The sequence below is a fragment of the Isoptericola sp. NPDC058082 genome, from assembly GCF_042885055.1.
GTDB lineage: Bacteria > Actinomycetota > Actinomycetes > Actinomycetales > Cellulomonadaceae > Isoptericola.
On sequence record NZ_JBHVSQ010000008.1, the window covers coordinates 150,000 to 168,433 of the forward strand.

At 74.0% G+C, this 18,434-nt stretch carries 14 protein-coding genes; 10 read left to right on the plus strand and 4 right to left on the minus strand.

Annotation, left to right across the window (positions count from 1 at the left end):
• The first annotated feature begins 2 nt into the window (after window positions 1–2).
• From ACFVS0_RS12955 to ACFVS0_RS12985, 7 genes are all read left to right on the plus strand, one after another.
• Window positions 3–908, plus strand: a complete 906-nt coding sequence (locus tag ACFVS0_RS12955; RefSeq protein WP_430563083.1) for an oxygenase MpaB family protein — start codon at window positions 3–5, stop codon at window positions 906–908.
• Window positions 909–1,069: 161 nt separating this feature from the next.
• Window positions 1,070–2,065 (plus strand): carbohydrate ABC transporter permease, encoded by a 996-nt coding sequence (locus ACFVS0_RS12960; protein ID WP_430588201.1) that lies wholly within the window; start codon window positions 1,070–1,072, stop codon window positions 2,063–2,065.
• The gene (locus ACFVS0_RS12965; RefSeq protein ID WP_430588202.1) at window positions 2,062–2,928 is read left to right on the plus strand and encodes a carbohydrate ABC transporter permease; all 867 of its coding nucleotides are present in this window, start codon (window positions 2,062–2,064) and stop codon (window positions 2,926–2,928) included. Before ACFVS0_RS12960 ends, ACFVS0_RS12965 begins: the two co-directional genes overlap by 4 nt.
• Before the next feature lie 47 nt (window positions 2,929–2,975).
• Complete coding sequence (locus ACFVS0_RS12970) at window positions 2,976–4,328, plus strand: ABC transporter substrate-binding protein (protein ID WP_430588203.1); 1,353 nt, start codon at window positions 2,976–2,978, stop codon at window positions 4,326–4,328.
• Window positions 4,325–5,101, plus strand: a complete 777-nt coding sequence (locus ACFVS0_RS12975; protein ID WP_430588204.1) for a glycerophosphodiester phosphodiesterase — start codon at window positions 4,325–4,327, stop codon at window positions 5,099–5,101. Before ACFVS0_RS12970 ends, ACFVS0_RS12975 begins: the two co-directional genes overlap by 4 nt.
• A 115-nt stretch (window positions 5,102–5,216) precedes the next feature.
• Window positions 5,217–7,280, plus strand: a complete 2,064-nt coding sequence (locus tag ACFVS0_RS12980) for a beta-galactosidase (protein ID WP_430588205.1) — start codon at window positions 5,217–5,219, stop codon at window positions 7,278–7,280.
• A gap of 119 nt (window positions 7,281–7,399) precedes the next feature.
• Window positions 7,400–8,797 carry a nucleobase:cation symporter-2 family protein gene (locus ACFVS0_RS12985; protein ID WP_430588206.1) on the plus strand — a complete coding sequence of 466 codons (1,398 nt, stop codon included), beginning with the start codon at window positions 7,400–7,402 and terminating at the stop codon, window positions 8,795–8,797.
• On the opposite strand, the gene ACFVS0_RS12990 is transcribed toward ACFVS0_RS12985, so the two are convergent.
• Both ACFVS0_RS12990 and ACFVS0_RS12995 read right to left on the minus strand, forming a co-directional pair.
• A complete protein-coding gene (locus ACFVS0_RS12990; RefSeq protein WP_430588207.1) occupies window positions 8,770–9,165 on the minus strand; it encodes a YchJ family protein in 396 nt (131 codons plus the stop codon). The two genes, ACFVS0_RS12985 and ACFVS0_RS12990, sit on opposite strands and share 28 nt — an antisense overlap.
• Window positions 9,166–9,193: 28 nt before the next feature.
• Window positions 9,194–10,405: an MFS transporter gene (locus tag ACFVS0_RS12995; protein WP_430588208.1), complete on the minus strand. Its 1,212-nt coding sequence runs from the start codon at window positions 10,403–10,405 to the stop codon at window positions 9,194–9,196.
• A gap of 121 nt (window positions 10,406–10,526) precedes the next feature.
• Between ACFVS0_RS12995 and ACFVS0_RS13000 the strand changes: the two genes are divergently transcribed.
• Both ACFVS0_RS13000 and ACFVS0_RS13005 read left to right on the plus strand, forming a co-directional pair.
• Window positions 10,527–11,513, plus strand: coding sequence for a hypothetical protein (locus ACFVS0_RS13000; RefSeq protein ID WP_430588209.1), 987 nt, complete (start codon window positions 10,527–10,529; stop codon window positions 11,511–11,513).
• Between the two features lie 184 nt (window positions 11,514–11,697).
• On the plus strand, window positions 11,698–13,005 hold the full coding sequence (locus tag ACFVS0_RS13005; protein ID WP_430588210.1) for a serine hydrolase domain-containing protein: 1,308 nt from the start codon (window positions 11,698–11,700) through the stop codon (window positions 13,003–13,005).
• 18 nt (window positions 13,006–13,023) lie between these two features.
• Here ACFVS0_RS13005 and ACFVS0_RS13010 read toward each other — a convergent pair whose 3' ends face one another.
• Both ACFVS0_RS13010 and ACFVS0_RS13015 read right to left on the minus strand, forming a co-directional pair.
• Window positions 13,024–14,625: an arabinogalactan endo-beta-1,4-galactanase gene (locus ACFVS0_RS13010; protein ID WP_430588211.1), complete on the minus strand. Its 1,602-nt coding sequence runs from the start codon at window positions 14,623–14,625 to the stop codon at window positions 13,024–13,026.
• A 137-nt stretch (window positions 14,626–14,762) separates the two neighbouring features.
• A complete protein-coding gene (locus ACFVS0_RS13015; RefSeq protein WP_430588212.1) occupies window positions 14,763–16,853 on the minus strand; it encodes a beta-galactosidase in 2,091 nt (696 codons plus the stop codon).
• A 213-nt stretch (window positions 16,854–17,066) separates the two neighbouring features.
• On the opposite strand from ACFVS0_RS13015, the gene ACFVS0_RS13020 reads away from it, so the two are divergent.
• The gene (locus tag ACFVS0_RS13020; RefSeq protein WP_430588213.1) at window positions 17,067–18,392 is read left to right on the plus strand and encodes an ABC transporter substrate-binding protein; all 1,326 of its coding nucleotides are present in this window, start codon (window positions 17,067–17,069) and stop codon (window positions 18,390–18,392) included.
• The last annotated feature ends 42 nt before the right edge of the window (window positions 18,393–18,434 follow it).

Below are 18,434 nucleotides of genomic sequence, written 5' to 3' on the forward strand. Positions count from 1 at the left end.
GCATGACGACGGCGACGAACCCGGTGGAGCGGCTGCGGCTGCGGCTGGGTGACGCGCTGTTCGAGAAGGTCGCGGGCCCGGAGGCGGAGGCCTCGCGCGACCGGATCCACCTGACCCCGGGTCCGCGATGGTTCCCGCCGGACGGCCCGGTCGGGCGGGTGCACGCGGACGCGTCCATGTTCGTCGGCGGGCTGCGGGCCCTGCTGCTGCAGTCGCTGCACCCGCTGGCGATGGCGGGCGTGGCGGGACACTCGGGCTACCGCGGCGACCCGTGGGGCCGGCTGGAGCGGACGGCGACGTTCCTCGCGACGACGACGTTCGGCACCGCCGACGACGCGCAGGCCGCGATCGACCGGGTCCGGTCGGTGCACGACCGCGTGCGCGGCAAGGCGCCGGACGGGCGGCCCTACCGGGCGGGCGACCCGCACCTGCTGACCTGGGTGCACGCCGCGGAGGCGGACTCGTTCCTCACCGCGCACCAGCGGTTCGGGGAGCGGCCGCTCACGGCGGTCGAGGCGGACGAGTACGTGGGGCAGGTCGCGCGCGTCGCGCGGGCGCTGGGCGCCGTCGTCGTACCCGGGACGGTGGCCGAGCTGCGCGAGACGATCGAGGCGTACCGACCGGAGCTGGAGGCGTCGCCGGCCGCGCTCGACACGGTCCGCTTCCTGCTGCGCGAACCGCCGCTGCCGCGCGCGGCCCGCCCGCCGTACGCGCTGCTCGTCGCCGGCGCGGTCTCGACCCTCCCCGCGTGGGCGCGGGACGAGCTCGACGTCGACACCTGGTTCCGTCGCTCCCTCGGCGGCCCGGCGGGCGCGCTCGCCACCCGCGCCGTGCGGTGGGGGATGGGCACCTCGGAGAAGACCCGGGCCTACCCGCGCGCAGGTGTCCCCGCGGCGACGCCCGGCTGACGCCTGCCTGTCGCCCGGCTGACGTCCGGCCGACGCCCGCGTGACGGGCCGGGAGCGCTGGTGACCTGCGGGGACAGCGCCGATGAACGTTGCCCGAACGCTTCGTCGGCGCCCCGACTCATCCGGACATCTCGGACAGGGCGGTTCCTAGAGTCGCGGCTGTGACCACCGTCGTGACCCCACGGCCGTCCGGCCTCCCGGACGCCCCGTCGGCCCGGGCGGGCACCCCGCCCGCAGGCCCACCACCCGCCGCCACCCGCACGCGCAGCCGGCTCGGCGCCCGCCGTCGTCGGAACGCCCTGCTGTGGGCGCTGCTGCTCGCGGGCCCGAACGTCGCCCTCATCCTCGTCTTCGTCTACCGTCCGCTGCTGGAGAGCCTGTACCTCTCGACGCTGCAGTGGAACCTCGGCTCTCCCGCCGCCCGCTTCGTCGGCCTCGGGAACTACGTCGAGTGGTTCACCGCGCCGACCACGGGCCGGATCGTCACCACGACGCTCGTCTTCACCGTCACGACCGTCGGCGGCGCGATGGTGCTGGGCCTGGGCCTCGCGCTGCTGCTGAACCGGCGGCTGCGGGGCCGCGGCGTCGCGCGCACGGTCGCGTTCGCCCCCTACGTGCTGAGCGGCTTCGCCGTCGGCATCCTGTGGCTGTTCATGTTCGACCCGCGCTACGGCCTGGTCCAGGAGCTGCTCGGCTGGGTCGGCCTCGACTCGCCCGCCTGGTACACGGCGCGCCCGTGGCCGCTGGTCATGGTGATCGTCGTCTACCTGTGGAAGAACCTCGGGTACGTCGCCCTCATCTACCTGGCCGGCCTCCAGGCCGTGCCGCAGGACCTGCGCGACGCCGCCGCGCTCGACGGCGCGTCCCCCGCCCGCACGCTGCGCTCGATCGTGCTGCCGCTGCTCACGCCGACCACGTTCTTCCTGCTGGTGACGATGATGCTCGCGTCGCTGCAGTCGTTCGACATCATCAAGGCGATGACCCAGGGCGGCCCCCTCGGCTCCACGACGACGCTCATGTACTCGATCTACGAGGAGAGCTTCGTGAACGGCCGCGCCGGGTACGCGTCCGCCGTCGCCACCGTCCTGTTCCTCGTGCTGCTCGCCGTCACCGCGGTGCAGATGCGGTACGTCCAGCGGAAGGTGCACTACGCATGAGCGCGGTCACGCTCGACCGGCGGATCCCCGGACGCCCGGCACGACGACGGTCGCCGCAGGTCGGCGGCTACGTGACGATGCTCTTCGCGACCGTCGTGCTCGGCCTGCCGCTGGTCTGGCTGCTCCTCGCGAGCCTCAAGACGCCCGAAGCGCTCTACCAGGTGCCGCTGCAGTGGCTGCCCGGGTCGCCGAGCCTCGACAACTACGCGCAGGCGGCGGGCGCGATCCCGCTCGGCCGGCTGCTGGCGAACAGCATCGGCCTGACCGTCGTCGGCGCGGGCCTCAAGGTCGCGCTCGGCCTGGCCTGCGCGTACGCGCTGGTCTTCCTCGACTTCCCGTTCAAGAAGCTCGTGTTCGGGCTGGTCATCGCGACGCTGATGATCCCGCCGCAGATCACGATCATCCCCAACTACACGCTGGTGGCGAGCCTGGGCTGGCTCAACACCTACCAGGGCATCCTCGTGCCCGGCCTGGCCAGCGCGTTCGGCACGTTCCTGTTCCGGCAGCACTTCCTCACGCTGCCGGCGTCCATCCTCGAGGCGGCCGAGCTCGACGGCGCCGGGCACTGGCGCAAGCTGTGGAAGTTCGTCGTGCCGATGAGCACGCCGACCCTCGCGGCGGTCGCGCTGGTCTCCGTCGTGACCGAGTGGAACGACTACCTCTGGCCGTTCCTCGTCGTCGACCACGCCGACAAGATGACGCTCCCCGTCGGCCTCACGCTGCTGCAGAACACCGACGGCATGTCGAACTGGGGCGTCCTGCTGGCCGCGACGGTCGTCGTGACGCTGCCCATCCTGCTCGTCTTCCTGATCCTCCAGCGACGGCTCGTCGCCGGACTGACCGCGGGCGCCGTCACGGGCTGAGCGCCCGCGACCTCCACCCCCGCACCACCCCGAACCAAGGAGCACGTGTGTCCCACCGTCCCGCCCGCCGCACCCGCACCGCCGTCGCGGCGCTCGCCGCGGTCTCGGCCCTCACCCTCACCGCCTGCGGCGGCCCGAGCGTCGGCGCCACCGCGACCGACGACGCGTCGGCCGAGGCCGTCGACTGGTCGCAGGTCGAGCCCGCGAAGGAGATCACCTGGTGGAGCAACCATCCGGGCCAGTCGCAGGAGCTCGAGCAACAGCTCATCGACGACTTCACCGCGGAGTCCGGCATCGAGGTCGACCTCGTGACCGCCGGCGCCGACTACGACGAGGTCGCCCAGCGCTTCCAGGCCGCCTCGCAGACGGACGAGCTGCCCGACCTCGTCATCGCGTCCGACGTGTGGTGGTTCCGGTACCACCTGAACGACCAGATCATGCCCGTGGACGACGTCATGGAGTTCCTCGACGCCGACGCGGAGGACTTCCAGCCCGCCCTCTACGCGGACTACGAGTACGACGACCAGCACTGGGCCGTGCCGTACGCCCGCAGCACCCCGCTCTTCTACTACAACAAGGACCTGTGGACGAAGGCCGGCCTGCCCGACCGCGGCCCCGAGACCTGGGACGAGCTCGTCGGGTGGGACGCGAAGCTGAAGGACGAGGTGCCGAAGGGCGGCTCGACCTTCGGCCTCTCGACCGGCCCGTCCTGGGGCGCGTGGTGGTTCGAGAACATGATCTGGGGGCAGGACGGCGCCTACTCCGACGGCTTCGACCTCACGCTCGACACCCCGGAGGCGGTCGCGGGCGGCGAGTTCGTGCGCGACCTGTTCCACGGCTCGGGCGTCGCGACGCTCTCCGCCGACGACGCGATGGCGGACTTCTCGTCCGGCCTGATCGCCTCGACGATCGGCTCGACCGGCTCGCTCAAGGGCGCGCTCGACGCCGCGTCGTTCGAGGTCGGCACGGCCTACCTGCCGGACGGCCCGAAGGGTGGCGGCACCCCGACCGGCGGCACCGGCCTCGCCATCCCGTCGTCGAAGACGCCGGAGCAGCAGCTCGCGGCGGCGATGTTCCTCGAGTTCCTCACGAACACCGAGAACACGGCGACGTTCTCCCAGGCCACGGGCTACATGCCGGTGCGCACGTCCGCCGTCGAGAGCGACGCGATGAAGCAGACCTACGAGCAGACGCCGCAGTTCCGCACCGCCGTCGACCAGCTCGCCGACAAGGCCCGCGTGCAGGACGACGTCCGCGTCTTCGTGCCGGGCGCCGACGCGCTGCTCAACGAGGCGCTGGAGCAGATCGTCATCGAGGACGCCGACCCGAAGGCGGCGTTCGAGGCCATCGCGCCGCGCATCGAGACGGCGTACACCGAGAACGTGGAGCCGTACCTGTGACGGGCACGGCAGGGCTGAGCGAGGCCGACGGCACGCTCCGGCCGCGCGTCGTCGCGCACCGCGGCAACAGCGCCGTCGCGCCGCAGAACACGCTCGCGGCGTTCGAGGCCGCCGCGCGCGCGGGGGCGGACTCGCTCGAGATCGACGTCCGTCTCACCGCGGACGGCGAGGTCGTCGTCCTGCACGACGACACCGTCGACGCGACGACCAACGGCAGCGGCAAGCTGACGGACCTCGAGCTGCGCGAGGTGCGGCTGCTCGACGCCGGGTCGTGGTTCTCGCCCGCGTACGCGGGGCAGCGGGTGCCGACGTTCGCCGAGGTGATCGACCTGCTGCGCGTCCGTCCGCGCCTGGACCTGGTGCTCGAGGTCAAGGGCGCCTGGTCGGCGCAGGAGGTGCGCCGGGTCACCGGGCCGCTGCGCGAGGCGGGCCTCGCCGCCCGCACCGTGGCGCAGAGCTTCTGGCCCGAGACGGTGGCCGCGCTGCGGGACGCCGACCCGGGTCTGCGTCGCGGCCTGCTCGTCACCGCCGCCCGCGACGACCTGGTCGAGCGCTGCCGCGAGCTCGACGTCGTCATGTGCAACCCGCAGGGCACCGTGCTGCGCGACGACCCGGGCGTCGTCGCACGGCTGCACGACGCCGGCCTCGCCACCGCCGTCTGGACGCTGAACGAGCCCGAGCACTGGGCCGCCGCCGTCGCGCTCGGCGTGGACGAGATCATCACCGACCGCCCCGACCGCCTCGCGGGGTGGCTGGCCGGCCGCGTCGGTTGATCACGAGTTGTCAGGGCGAGCGCCGCGTATACGTGGCGCTGGTCCTGACAACTCGTGGGTGGGTAGGCTGGCGCGCGCATCGAAGCGCTTCGACGGTCCACGGGGGTATCGCGGCATGGCGGGTGGTCTGGCACGGCTCACGGACGAGCTGGGCATCCTGTACGGCGGGGACTACAACCCCGAGCAGTGGGACCGCGAGGTGTGGCGGGAGGACGTCGCGCTCATGCGGGAGGCGGGGGTCAACCTCGTCACGGTCGGCGTCTTCAGCTGGTCGCACCTCGAGCCACGCCCGGGGGAGTACCGGTTCGCCTGGCTGGACGAGGTGCTCGACCTGCTGCACGACGCCGGCATCGCCGTCGACCTCGCCACCCCCGTCGCCTCCCCGCCGCCGTGGCTGGGCCACCGGCACCCGGAGTCGCTGCCCACGACGGCCGACGGCACGGTGCTGAGCTACGGGTCGCGCAACCAGTTCTGCCCGTCCTCGGACGCCTACCGGACCGCCGCGGTGGCGATCGCCGAGCAGGTCGCCGCCCGGTACGCCCGCCACCCGGCCGTCCGGATGTGGCACGCGGGCAACGAGTACGGCCAGGTCTGCTTCTGCGACCGCTGCGCCGAGCGGTTCCGCGACTGGCTGCGCGCCCGGTACGGCACGCTCGACGACCTCAACGCCGCGTGGGCCACCGCCGTCTGGTCGCAGGAGTACGGCGACTGGGCCGAGATCTTGCCGCCGCGCGTCGCGCCGTACCACCGCAACCCGGCGCAGGAGCTCGACTTCCGCCGCTTCGGCTCCGACCTGCTGCTCGACCTCTACCGCGAGCAGAAGGCGGTCGTGCGGCGGCACGACCGCGACCGCCCCGTCACCACCAACCTCATGGGGTTCTTCGGCGGCATCGACCCGCACGACTGGCGCGCCGACCTCGACGTCGTCGCCGACGACGCCTACCCGGACCCGGCCTCGCCCGACGCCGCCGCGGACGCGGCGCTCGTCAACCACCTGGCCCGCGGGCTGGCGGGCGGCGGGTCGTGGCTGCGCATGGAGCAGGCGGCGAGCGCGGTGAGCTGGCGCGAGCACAACCTCACCAAGTCGCCCGAGCGGCTGCGCACCGAGGTGCTCCAGGCGCTCGCGCACGGCTGCGACGGCGCCCTGTTCTTCCAGTGGCGCCAGGCGCGCTCCGGCCCCGAGCGCTTCCACTCCGCCATGCTGCCGGTCGCGGGTGCCGACACGGCCGTGCACCAGGGGGTCCGGAGCCTGGGAGCCGAGCTGCGCGCCCTGCGGGGCCTCGTCGGCGAGCCCGTCCACCGCCGCGTCGCGCTCCTGTGGGACTGGACGTCCTGGTGGGCCGCCACCCAGGTCGCGCTCCCGACGGCGCGCCTCGACCCCCTCGCCACCCTGCAGGCCTGGCACCGCGAGCTGTGGCGGCTGGGCGTCGTGGCCGACGTCGTGCCCGCGGACCGCGCGGACGTCGCGCTGCACGACTACGACCTCGTGCTCGCCCCCGCCCAGTACGTGCTCGACGACGACTCCGCGGCCCGCCTCGACGCGTACGTCGCGGGCGGCGGCCACCTCGTGTGGGGCCCGTTCGGCGGGGTCGCGGACGGGCTGTCGCACCTGCACGCCGGGCGCTCGCCCGCGCCGCTGCGGCACGTGCTCGGCGTCTCCGCGGAGGAGTGGGTGCCGCTGCCCGACGGCGGCAGCGCGGTCGCGTGGTCCGGGGCGGGGGTGGAGGGCCTCCGCGGCACGGCGGCGACCCTCGGCGAGCGCACGCGGTCCGACGGCGCGGACGTGCTCGCCACCTACGACGACGGACCCTTGGCCGGCTGCGTCGCCGTCGCCCGGCACGCCCACGGGTCGGGCCGCACCTGGTACGTCGGGACCGCGCTCGCCGGGCCCGCCGGCGGCCTCGGTGACGTGCTGCGCGCCGCGCTGGACGACGCGGGGGTGCTCCTCGGCGGGCAGGGACCCGGCGTCGAGACCGTGTGGCGCGGCGGCGTCCTCGTCGCGATCAACCACGCCGACCGGTCGACGACGCTCGATCTCGCCGCGGCCCGGGCGGTGGGCCCCGCCGCCGTGCCCACCGCCGTGCTCACCGACCTGCTCACCGGCGCGCGGCACGACGGCTCCGCGACCCTCCCGCTCGCGCCGTACGACGTCGTCGTCCTCGCCACCGGCCGGCCGTGAAAGGTTCATCCGAGAAGATGTCACCTCCCGGAAACGCTGTTTGATCCCACGGAAACCGTCGCTCCCTACCGTCGTCCCGACGCGCCGTCCAGGCGCCCGGTGACGGAAGGGGACGACCGATGTCCGACGCATCACCCAGCACCACCGAGAGGCACCCGGTCGACCAGGTGCCACGGTTCGCGCGGCTGTTCCCGCTCGGGCTGCAGCACGTGCTCGCGATGTACGCCGGGGCGGTGGCGGTGCCGCTCATCGTGGGCGGCGCGCTCGGCTACTCCGCCCAGGACCTGGCGTTCCTCATCAGCGCCGACCTGTTCGTCGCGGGGATCGCGTCGATCATCCAGTCCCTCGGGTTCTGGCGGTTCGGGGTGCGGCTGCCGCTCATGCAGGGCGTGACGTTCGCCGCCGTCGGCCCGATGATCACCATCGGCACCACCTACGACATCACCGCCGTCTTCGGTGCCACCATCGCGTGCGGCCTCTTCATGATCCTCGTCGCACCGTTCTTCTCGGCGCTGCTGCGGTTCTTCCCGCCGATCGTCACGGGCACGGTCATCCTCATCATCGGCGTCTCGCTCATGGACGTCGCCGCCGGCTGGATCACGAACAACGGCGAGACGGCCGCGCCGTCCGACCTGGCGCTCGCGGCCGGGACGCTGCTGTTCATCGTGCTGGTCGAGCGGTTCGCGCCACCCGCGCTCGCGCGCCTCTCGGTGCTGCTGGGCCTCGCCCTCGGCACGCTCGCCGCGCTGCCGATGGGCAAGGTCGACTGGTCAGGCGTGGGCGAGGCCGGCTGGTTCGCCGTCGTGACGCCGTTCCACTTCGGCCTCCCGACGTTTCCGCTCGCGGCCGTGGTGTCCATGCTGGTCGTGGGCCTCGTGATCATGACGGAGACGACGGGCGACATGATCGCCGTCGGCGAGATCACCGGGCGCCCGGTGACCAAGCAGCGCCTCGGCGACGGGCTGCGCGCCGACGGGCTGTCCACCATGATCGGCGGCCTGTTCAACACCTTCCCGTACACCGCGTTCGCGCAGAACGTGGGCCTCGTCAGCCTCACCGGGGTCGCGTCGCGCTACGTCGCGACGATGGCCGGCGGCATCCTCGTCGTCCTGGGCCTGGTGCCCAAGGTCGGCGCGGTGGTCGAGGGCGTGCCCAGCGCCGTGCTCGGCGGCGCGGGGATCGCGCTGTTCGGCATGGTCGCGGCGTCCGGCATCCGGTCGCTCACCAAGGTGACGTTCACCAGCAAGAACATCCTCGTGGTCGCCGTGTCCCTCGGCGTCGCGATGCTCCCGACCGTGCGGCCCGAGATCTACGCCGAGTTCCCCACGTGGTTCCAGCTGATCTTCGACTCCGGCATCAGCGCCGGCGCGATCAGCGCCATCCTGCTCAACCTGCTGCTCAACGGCGACCAGCTCCGGCGGTCGCCGGAGCCGGCGTCCGAGCCGGCCTCCGACATGGCGCCCGACGCCGAGCTGGAGCCGGCCGCGGCTCAGGCCCCGACGTCGCCGTCCACGTAGAACCAGCGGCCGCCCTCGCGGACGAACCGGCTCACCTCGTGCAGGCGGCCACGCTCACCCGTGGCCGCCTGCACGTACTGCGCCACGAACTCCACCTCGCCGCCGTCGTCGAACGGGCCCCCGGCGTGGGTGGCGAGCACGACGAGGCGCCGCCACCGCTGGTCGTCGTCGAGCTCCAGCGACGGCGGGCGCGTACGCGGGTGCCACGTGGCGCGCAGGTAGGCGGCGTCGCCGACGGCGAACGCGGTGTAGCGCGAGCGCATCAGCGCCTCCGCGGTGGGGGCGGGCCGGTCGCCGCGCAGCAGCGGCCCGCAGCACGCGCCGTAGGTGTCGCCGGAGCCGCAGGGGCAGCGGTCGTCGTCGAGCACGGGTCCTCCTGGGGGTCGGTGCGTCGGGTCAGTGCGCGCCGGGCAGGCGCGGGTTGAACCGCTCCTCGCCGAGGGCGACGAGCAGCGCCAGCAGCACGACGACGGCGCTCGCCAGCGGCACGACGCGCACGTCGACGGCGGCGACCAGCGCCGCACCCAGCCCGGAACCGGCCGCGATGCCCACGTTGAACATGGACGAGGAGATGGCCACCCCCATGTTGGTCGAACCAGGGGCCACGAGCATCACGCGGTGCGACAGGGCGGGTGGCACGCAGGAGAACGAGAAACCGAAGAGCGCCAGGGACGCGACGGCGGCGACCGGCTGCTCGCCGAACGCCCACAGGCCCAGCAGGGCCGCGGTGAGCACGGCGAGCGCCACCAGCAGCACCGCCACGGGTCGGGCGTCGATGAACCGGCCCACGACGATCGTGCCGATCACGCCGGCCGCGCCCTGCAGGAGCAGCAGCCGGGCCATGTCCGACTGCGCGAAGCCGGTGACCTCGATGAAGTACTGCGTGACGAACGTGATGACGCCGAACGCGCCGGTCAGCACCAGGCCGGTCGTGACCATCTGGAACCCGAATCGGCGCCGGCTGGGGTGCGGCGCCCGGCTGGCGCCGCCCTCGGACGGCCCCATCGTGGGGAACAGCGCCAGCACGACGAACGTCACCACGAGCGACAGGACCGCGACGGCGGCGAACGTCCACCGCCATGAGGTGTGCTCGCCGAGCCACGTCCCCGCCGGCACGCCGAGCACGGGAGCGAGCGAGTTGCCGAGGGCGAGGCGCGTCATCACCCTGCCGCGCACCACGGGCCGGAACAGCCCGGTCGTCGCGGGCACCACGGCCGCCCAGAACAGGGCCTGCGCCGTCGCCGTCACGAGGCGGGCGGCCAGCAGCTGCTCGTAGCTGGGGGCGAGCGCGGCCCACAGCGTCGCGACGGCGGCCACGCCCGCGCACGCGGACAGCACCCACCGGCGCGGCACGCGTCGTGCCCAGTGCGCCAGCGGCACCGTCGTGACCAGCACCACCAGCGCGTACGCCGTGACGAGCAGGCCGATCTCGGACGTCGACCGGCCCAGGTCGGGGGCCATGAGCGTGAGCAGTCCGGACGGCAGCGACTCGACGGTGACGAACAGGAACGTCGACAGCGCCATCGCGACCAGGATGATCGTGGCGCGACGCTCGTCGACAGGGGGCGTGATGGCGGACGCCGGCGCGTGGGGAAGGTTCTCGGTCATGGGGATCGAGACGATCGTAGGCGCGAGTCGTCAGGACCAGGAGCATGAATACCGTGACCTGGTCCTGACAGCTCGCGCGGGTGGGGTTGCGGTGGGCGGCGGCGTTCCGGATTCTCGGAGGGTGCCCACGCTGGCGGAGCTGCTGACCGACGTCGCCGGGGAGCTCTACGCCCTCGAGCCGGCGGCGTTCGTCCCCGCGCGCGACGCGCGCGCCGCCGCCCTGCGCGCCGACGGCGAGGACGAGGCGGCCGACCGGGTGAAGCGGCTGCGCAAGCCGTCGACGGCGGCCTGGGTGGTCAACCTCCTCGCGCGCGCCGACGCCGCGCAGGTGGAGCAGGTGGTCGAGCTCGGCGCCGCGTTCCGCGAGGCGCAGGACGACCTCGACGGCAAGCGCCTGCGCGAGCTCACGCGCCAGCGGCGGCTGCTCGTCGCCGCGGTCGCCGCGCGGGCGCGATCGCTCGCCGTCGAGACCGGCGCGACCGTCTCGGGCGCGGTCCTGGCGCAGGTGGAGGCCACGCTCACCGCCGCGATGATCGACGCCGACGCCGGCCGCGCCGTCCGCGGCGGGCTGCTGGTCGGGCCGCTGCAGGCCACCGGCATCGGGCGGGCCGACGTCGCGTCCGCCGTCGCCGTCCCCGACGCGCTCGGCATCGCGCCCGTCGACGACGACGGCGCGCCGTCGCGGCACCTGCACGCGGTGCCCGACCTGCCGGGCGGGGGGCGCGGCGGCCGCCGGCGACGGGGCCCGTCGAGGAAGGGCGACGACGCGGCGGCCGCGGAGCAGGCCGCGCAGGAGGCGGCCCGGCAGGAGGCGGAGCAGGAGCTCGCCGACGCGGAGGACGACGTCGCCGCCGCGCGCGACGCCGGCAGCGCGGCGGCCGCGGAGGTGGGCCGCATCGAGGGTGTCGCGCACCGCACCGACGCCGAGCGCGACGCCGCCCGCCGTCGCCTCGCCGAGCTGGACGACGAGGCCGCGGCCGTCGACGCCGAGCTGCGCGGCGCCGTCGTCGCCCGCCAGCGCGCCGAGCGCACCCTGGCCGATGCCACCCGCCGCCGCGACGAGGCCGCCGCCCGCCTCGCCGAGGTAGTCCCGCAGACGCCGAGGTAGGACCGAACCTGCCGAGGTAGTACCGACCCTGCCGAGGTAGTTCGGACCCTGCCGAGGTAGTACGACCTCGGCGTCCGGCGGACGGCGGAGGCGACGACGGCGGATCTCCGTCGCCCGACGGATCCGCCCGGGCGGCCCGCCCTGCGAGGGTGGGTGCACCGACACCGAGGACGAAGGAGACACCATGCGCCGCCGCATGCGCACGCCCCTGACCGTCACGACCGTCGCCGCGCTCGCACTGGGCCTCGGCGCGCTGCCCGCGGGGGCGGACGAGCCGCCGGGCCCTTCGCCGTCGGCGGCTCTCGACGAGGACCGCTCGTCCGTCGCGCAGGCGGTGGCCGACGCCGTCGCGCAGGCGGAGCGCCAGGCTCGCGCGAGGACGTTCAGCGCGCCGAGCGAGGCGTCGGGACGGGCCGACGCCGTGACCGACGCTCTCGACCAGGCGCTCGCGGACACGACGGCGGGCGTCCCGATCGGCGTCGTCGGCCGGGTCGACGCCCCGGGCCTGCACTGGAGCGGCGCGGACGGCACGCGCCGCCTGGACGGGCACGGGCCGGCGCGGTCGCAGGACCGGTTCCGCGCGGCGAGCAACACCAAGATGATGGTCTCGACGCTCGTGCTCCAGGAGGTCGAGCAGGGCACGTGGTCGCTCGACACCCCGGTGGTCGACGTCGTGCCCGAGGCGGCCGCCGTCGTCCCCGACGCGTACGAGGACGACGTGACGCTGGAGCTGCTGCTCACGCACCGCTCGGGTCTGCCCGACCACCTCGCCGCACTCACTGCGAGCCGGATGACCGACCCGGAGGACTACGACGAGTTCTTCGACGTCCTCGGCGAGGAGTACACGACGGCGGACCACCTCGCCGCGATGGACGACCAGCCGTGGCTGTTCGAGCCCGGCACCGACGCCTCGTACTCCAACGCCGGCTACGTGCTGCTGGGCCTCGCCCTGGAGCACGCGACGGGGCAGAGCGTCGAGCGGCTCCTCGAGAAGCGCGTCTTCAAGCCCGCCGGGATGCGGCACTCCGCGTACCCCGACGACCCGGGCTACCGGGGCCCGTTCCTGCGCGAGGCCGCGTACACGGGCGACCTCGGCGCCGGCTGGTACGGCCTCGACGGCTTCGATCCCAGCCTGTTCGGCTCGGCCGGCGCCGTCACCAGCACCACGGAGGACCTGCAGCGGTTCACCGAGGCGCTGGTGACGGGCGACCTGCTCGAGCCGGAGACCGTGACGGACGTCCTCACGCCGCGCACCGTCGACAGCCAGACGCTGCCGGACTACGGCCTCGGCGTGTACCGCCTGCCCGACCCGTGCGAGGAGGGCGCATGGCTGTACGGGCACGACGGCGCGTCGTTCGGCACGCTCAGCATCACGCTGACCTCGCCGGACGCCGAGCGCCAGGTCACCGTGGCCCTGACCGGCCGCGACCTGACGTCGCTGGAGTCCGACCTCGGCACCGCCCTGGTGCCCGCGCTGCTCGCGACCTGCTGACCCGCCGTACGACGTCGGTCAGTCGGCGGCGAGCTCGGCCGCGACGGGCCCGAGCAGGCGCCCGTCGTGGTCGAACATCGCCTGGTTCTCCCACGCGTTGCCGGACGCCGGGTCCTCCGGGTCCCAGCCGTTGCCCTCGACGGCCGTCCAGGCCGGCTCCCAGTAGACGGCGCCGAGGCCGCGACCGCCGGGGGCGGCGGCGACCGTGTCCTGCACGGCGCGGAACGCCGCCGCCTGGCCCTCGGGCGTGGCGGGGTAGCCGTCGACGAGCTGGTCCTCGGACGCGATGACGTTCTCCCAGGCCGGGTCGTCGTCCTCGAGCGTGAACGGGTACGCCGTCTCGACCACCATGACGTCGCGGTCGTAGCGCGCGGACAGGGTGCTGACAGCCCCCTGCAGGTCGGCGAGCGACCCGTGCCAGTAGCCGTAGTAGCTCAGCCCGACGACGTCGAACGGCACGTCGCGCGCGGTGACCTCGTCGAACCACCAGGTGAGCGAGTCGACGCCGTTGTTGATGTTCGTCAGGTGCAGGATCGTCCGCGTCGACGACGAGACGGCCTTCACCGCGTCGTGGCCGGCGGTGAGGAAGCCGGCGAGGGCGTCCCACTGCGCGTCGGCGACGCCGTCGTCGGGGTCGACGTCCCACGTCTGGCCGTACGGCCACAGCATGCCGGGGTTGATCTCGTTGCCCACCTGCGCGTACGCGACGTCGACGCCCGCGTCCACGAGGGCGGCCATCACCTCGCGGGTGTGCGCGGCGAGCCGGTCGGTCATCGCGGCGACGCTCGACCCCGCCCACGCGGCCGGCACGCCCTGCGCCCCCGGGTCGGTCCACCGGTCGGAGTAGTGGAAGTCGACCATGACGTCCATGCCGGCGGCCTGGATCCGTCGCGCCGTCTCGACGACGTGCGTCACCTCGTTGTAGCCGTCGGCCGGGTCGACCCACACCTTGAGGCGGCCGAGGTTCATGCCGTGGTCGGCGAGGATCTCGACCGGGTCGCCGGGCGTGCCGTCGACGTCGGCGTACGCGGCGCCGTGGTCCTCGTTCTTCGCCAGGCCGGAGAGGTCGCCGCCGCGCACGTCGCGCGTCACCCGGCCGCGCTCGACGGCGACGTCGTCGACGCCCGCCCACGCGCCGCCCGCGTCGTCCGACGTCGCGACGGCGAGCGTGCAGTCGCCGCCGCGGCTCTTCGCGGAGACGGCGACGCGCACCCACGCGTCGTCCTGCAGCGACTGCGGCAGGGTGACCGTGCCGGACGTGCCGCCCGCGCAGGTCAGGGACAGCGTCGAGGTGTCCAGCCCGCCGGACTTCACCCAGGCGCTCGCCGTCCACCAGCCCGTCCCCAGGCGGCCGAGGCGCTGGGACGTCGTGACCTCGTAGGGCGTGTCCGACCAGTGCGTCAGCCGGTCGCCGGTGCGGCCCCCGGCCTCCGTCGTCGCGGCGGAGGCGTCGCCGGTGACGGTCCAGCCGTCCAGGCCGGAGAACCCTGCGTTCGTGGGCTCGACGGCGGACCGGCCGCCGGGGGCGGCGCCCGCGGGCGCGGCGAGCGCGGCCGCGAGGGTGGCGGAGAGGGCGGCGGCGAGCAGGCTCGTGGCGATCGTGCGGGTGCGGTGCGACATCATCGTCCTTTCGCGTCGGGCGAGCCGTCAGGGTCAGCGCCCGGTGTGCCGGGCGCGTGCCCTGACAGCTCCTGTGGGCCCCGATCCGTCAGGACGAGCGCGGGGTATGCCCCGCGCTCGTCCTGACAGCTCGCGGGTCAGTGCGGGACGGGCGTGCGCAGCACGCGCGCCCCGCCGGCGGGGACGACGACGAAGCCTGCGACGCCCTCCCCGGTGAGCAGGTCGGTGGAGCCCGGCGCGACGTCGGGCAGCTTGGCGTCGGCGTCGGCGTGGTTGAGCGCGACGGTGAACACGGCGCCGTCCCCGTGCCTGCGCACGACCTCGAGCTCCGCGGGCAGGCCGGCGGGCGCGAGCCCCGCGTCGTCGTACACCCGCGCCATGAGGGGCGCGAGGGCGTCGACGTCCAACCGCGTCGAGACGTACCAGCCGGTTCCCGCGCCGAGGGAGTTCCGCGTGACCGCCGCGGCGCCGGGCCGAGGGCCGCCGTCGTACGTGGCGACGACGTCCGCGCCGTCGAGCGCGAGGTCGTCGGCCCACACGTCGCCGGTCAGCGCGCCGTCGGACAGGCCGACGACGCCGAGCGTCTCGCCCTCCCGCAGCGGCAGGAACTCCTCGACGGTGAGGCCGAGCGCGCGGCGCAGCGGCGCGCCGTAGCCACCCTCGTGCACGCGGTCGTGCTCGTCCACGACGGCGCTGAAGTAGCTGACCAGCAGCGTGCCGCCGCCCTCGACGTACCGGGTGAGGTTGTCGGCCGCGGCCGCCGTGAGCAGGTACGACGCCGGTGCGACGACGAGGCGGTAGCCGGACAGGTCCTGCTCCGGGTGCGCCATGTCGACGGTGAGCCCGTCGCGCCACAGCCGGTCGTAGAACGCCTCGGTGCGCTCGCGGTGCGACGCGTCGACGCTGGGCCGCCACTCGAGGTCCTGCGCCCAGTGCGACTCGTAGTCCCACAGCAGCGCGACGTCGGCGCGCACGCGCGACCCGCGCACCTCGCCGAGGCGGCCGAGCTCGGCGCCGAGCGCGCACACCTCGCGGAACACGCGGCTGCCCGTGCCGGCGTGGGGGAGCATCGCCGAGTGGAACTTCTCCGCGCCGCTGCGCGAGGCCCGCCACTGGAAGAACAGGATGCCGTCGGCGCCGCGGCCCAGGTGCGACAGGGCGTTGCGCCGCTCCTCGCCGGGCCGCTTGGCCACGTTGCGGGGCTGCCAGTTCACGGCCGAGCTGGAGTGCTCCAGGAGCAGCCAGGGCTTGCCGCCCGCGACCGACCGGGTGAGGTCGGCGGCCATCGCCAGGCCGACGTGGCCGCGCGGGTCGGCGGCGGTGAGGTAGTGGTCGTCGGAGACGACGTCGACCTCGCGGCCCCAGGCCCACAGGTCGGTCGAGGGGCACGCCGTCGCCATGAAGTTGGTGGTGATCGGGACGTCGGAGTGCGCGCGGATCGCGTCGCGCTCGGCCACGAAGCACTCGCGCAGCATCGCGTCGGTGAACCGTGCGTAGTCGAGGCGCATCGCCGGGTTCGCGACGGTCGGCGTGGCCGACGGCGCGACGACGTGCTCCCACTCGCCGTACACCTGACCCCAGAAGCGCGTGCCCCAGGCGGTGTTGAGCGCGTCCAGCGTGCCGTACCGGGCACGCAGCCACAGGCGCCAGGCGCGCTGCGCGTGGTCGGAGTAGTCGTCGGAGACGGGTGCGCCGTACTCGTTGTGCACGTGCCACAGCACGACGGCGGGGTGGGAGGCGTAGCGCTCCGCCAGCGCGCCGGCGATCCGGGTGGCGGCGCGACGGTAGGCGGGCGACGACGGCGCGGCGGCGCCGCGCGAGCCGAACTCCAGCACGGTGCCGTCGCGCGTCACGACCCGCGAGTCCGGGTAGGTGCGGAAGAACCATGCCGGCGGCGACGCGGTGGGGGTGCCGAGGTCGACGCGGATGCCGCCGGAGTGCAGCAGGTCGAGCAGCCGGTCGAGCCAGCCGAAGTCGTACTCGCCCTCGCGCGGCTCCAGCAGCGCCCAGCTCCAGATCCCGACGCTCACCAGGGTGACGCCGGCCTCCTGCATGAGGGCGACGTCCTGCGCCCACACCTCCTCCGGCCACTGCTCCGGGTTGTAGTCGCCGCCGTAGGAGATCTCGTCGATGCCCGGCAGCCAGCCGTCGAAGTCCGGGCCGGGGCGGAGAGGCGCGGTCCGGGTGGGGGCGCCGCCCGGCAGTTCGAGGGGCGTGGCGTCGGGCATGGGAGAGGCTCCTCGCGTCGGTGCTGTGCTCGGCTGTCTGTGCTCGGTCACAGTCGTCGTGGTCGGGCAACGACTAGGTAACACCACGAAACCTGAAGTTGACAATCCCGGGAGCCGTGTCGCTACTGTGACCGTGCACAGCCACACTGTCGTGAGTCGCCCAGCGCTCCCTGCCTGACGCGGCGGTGCGATGGTCCTTGACGAGGAGGAGTCATGCGCCTGACCACAGGCACCCGGATCGCGGCCCTCGCCGCCGCCACCGCGCTGCTCGCGTCCGCCTGCTCCGGCGGTGGCGACGTCGCCGGCACGGACGACGGCGGGTCGGCCGCGGGCCCCGTCGAGCTCACCTTCTGGACGTGGACGCCGAACATGGAGAAGGTCGTCGACCTCTGGAACTCCGAGCACCCCGACATCACGGTCACGGTGAACAAGCAGGACGGCGGCGACCCCGCCGTCACCAAGCTGCTCACCGCGATCAAGGCCGGCTCGGGCGCGCCCGACATCATGCAGGCCGAGTACCAGAAGATCCCGCAGCTGGTGTCCTCGGACGCGCTCGCGGACCTCTCGGGCTCGCTGGGCGACGACGTCGCCGGGCACTTCGCCGACGGCGTGTGGGACGCCGTCACCCTCGGGTCGGACGCCGTCTACGCGGTGCCGCAGGACTCCGGGCCGATGCAGTTCTACTACCGGGCCGACATCTTCGAGAAGCTCGGCATCGACGTCCCCACCACGTGGGACGAGTACGCGGAGGCGGCGCGGAAGGTGCACGAGGCAGACCCGAAGGCGTACCTCGGCACGTTCTCCGCCAACGACGCGGGCTGGTTCGCCGGCATCACGCAGCAGGCCGGCGCGTCCTGGTACGGGATCGACGGCGACGCCTGGTCGGTGGACATCGACTCCGACGCCACGACGAAGGTCGCCGAGTACTGGGGCGGCCTCGTGGAGGAGGGCGTCATCGACAACAGGCCGATGTACACCCCCGAGTGGAACGCCGGCCTCAACGACGGCACCCAGGTGGGCTGGCTGTCGGCGATCTGGGCGCCCGGCGTCCTGTCGGGCAACGCCGCCGACACCGCGGGCAAGTGGGAGATGGCGCCCATGCCGCAGTGGGACACCGACGCGCCCGCCACCGGCGCGTGGGGCGGCTCGGCCACCGCGGTGACGTCGCAGTCGGAGCACCCGGAGCAGGCCGCCGAGTTCGTCACCTGGCTCAACACCGACCCGGAGGCCGTGCAGGCGCTCGTGGACGAGACCGGCATCTACCCGGCCGACGTCCCCGCGAGCACGGAGGCGCTGAGCGACCCGCCGGAGTTCTTCTCCAACCAGCCCGACTTCTACGAGGTCGCGGCGCAGACCGCGCAGACCGTGCAGCCGTTCACCTACGGGCCGAACATCAACGTCGCCTACTCCGCGTACAACGACGAGTTCGCCAAGGCCACCAAGGCCAAGACGGCGAGCGCGTTCCTCGACGCCGTCGGCGCGATGCAGCAGATCACGCTCGACGACCTGAAGAACCAGGGGTTCAGCGTCAGCGAGTGACGACGCGGGCCGCCCGGGGCGGGGAGATCCCCCCGGGCGGCC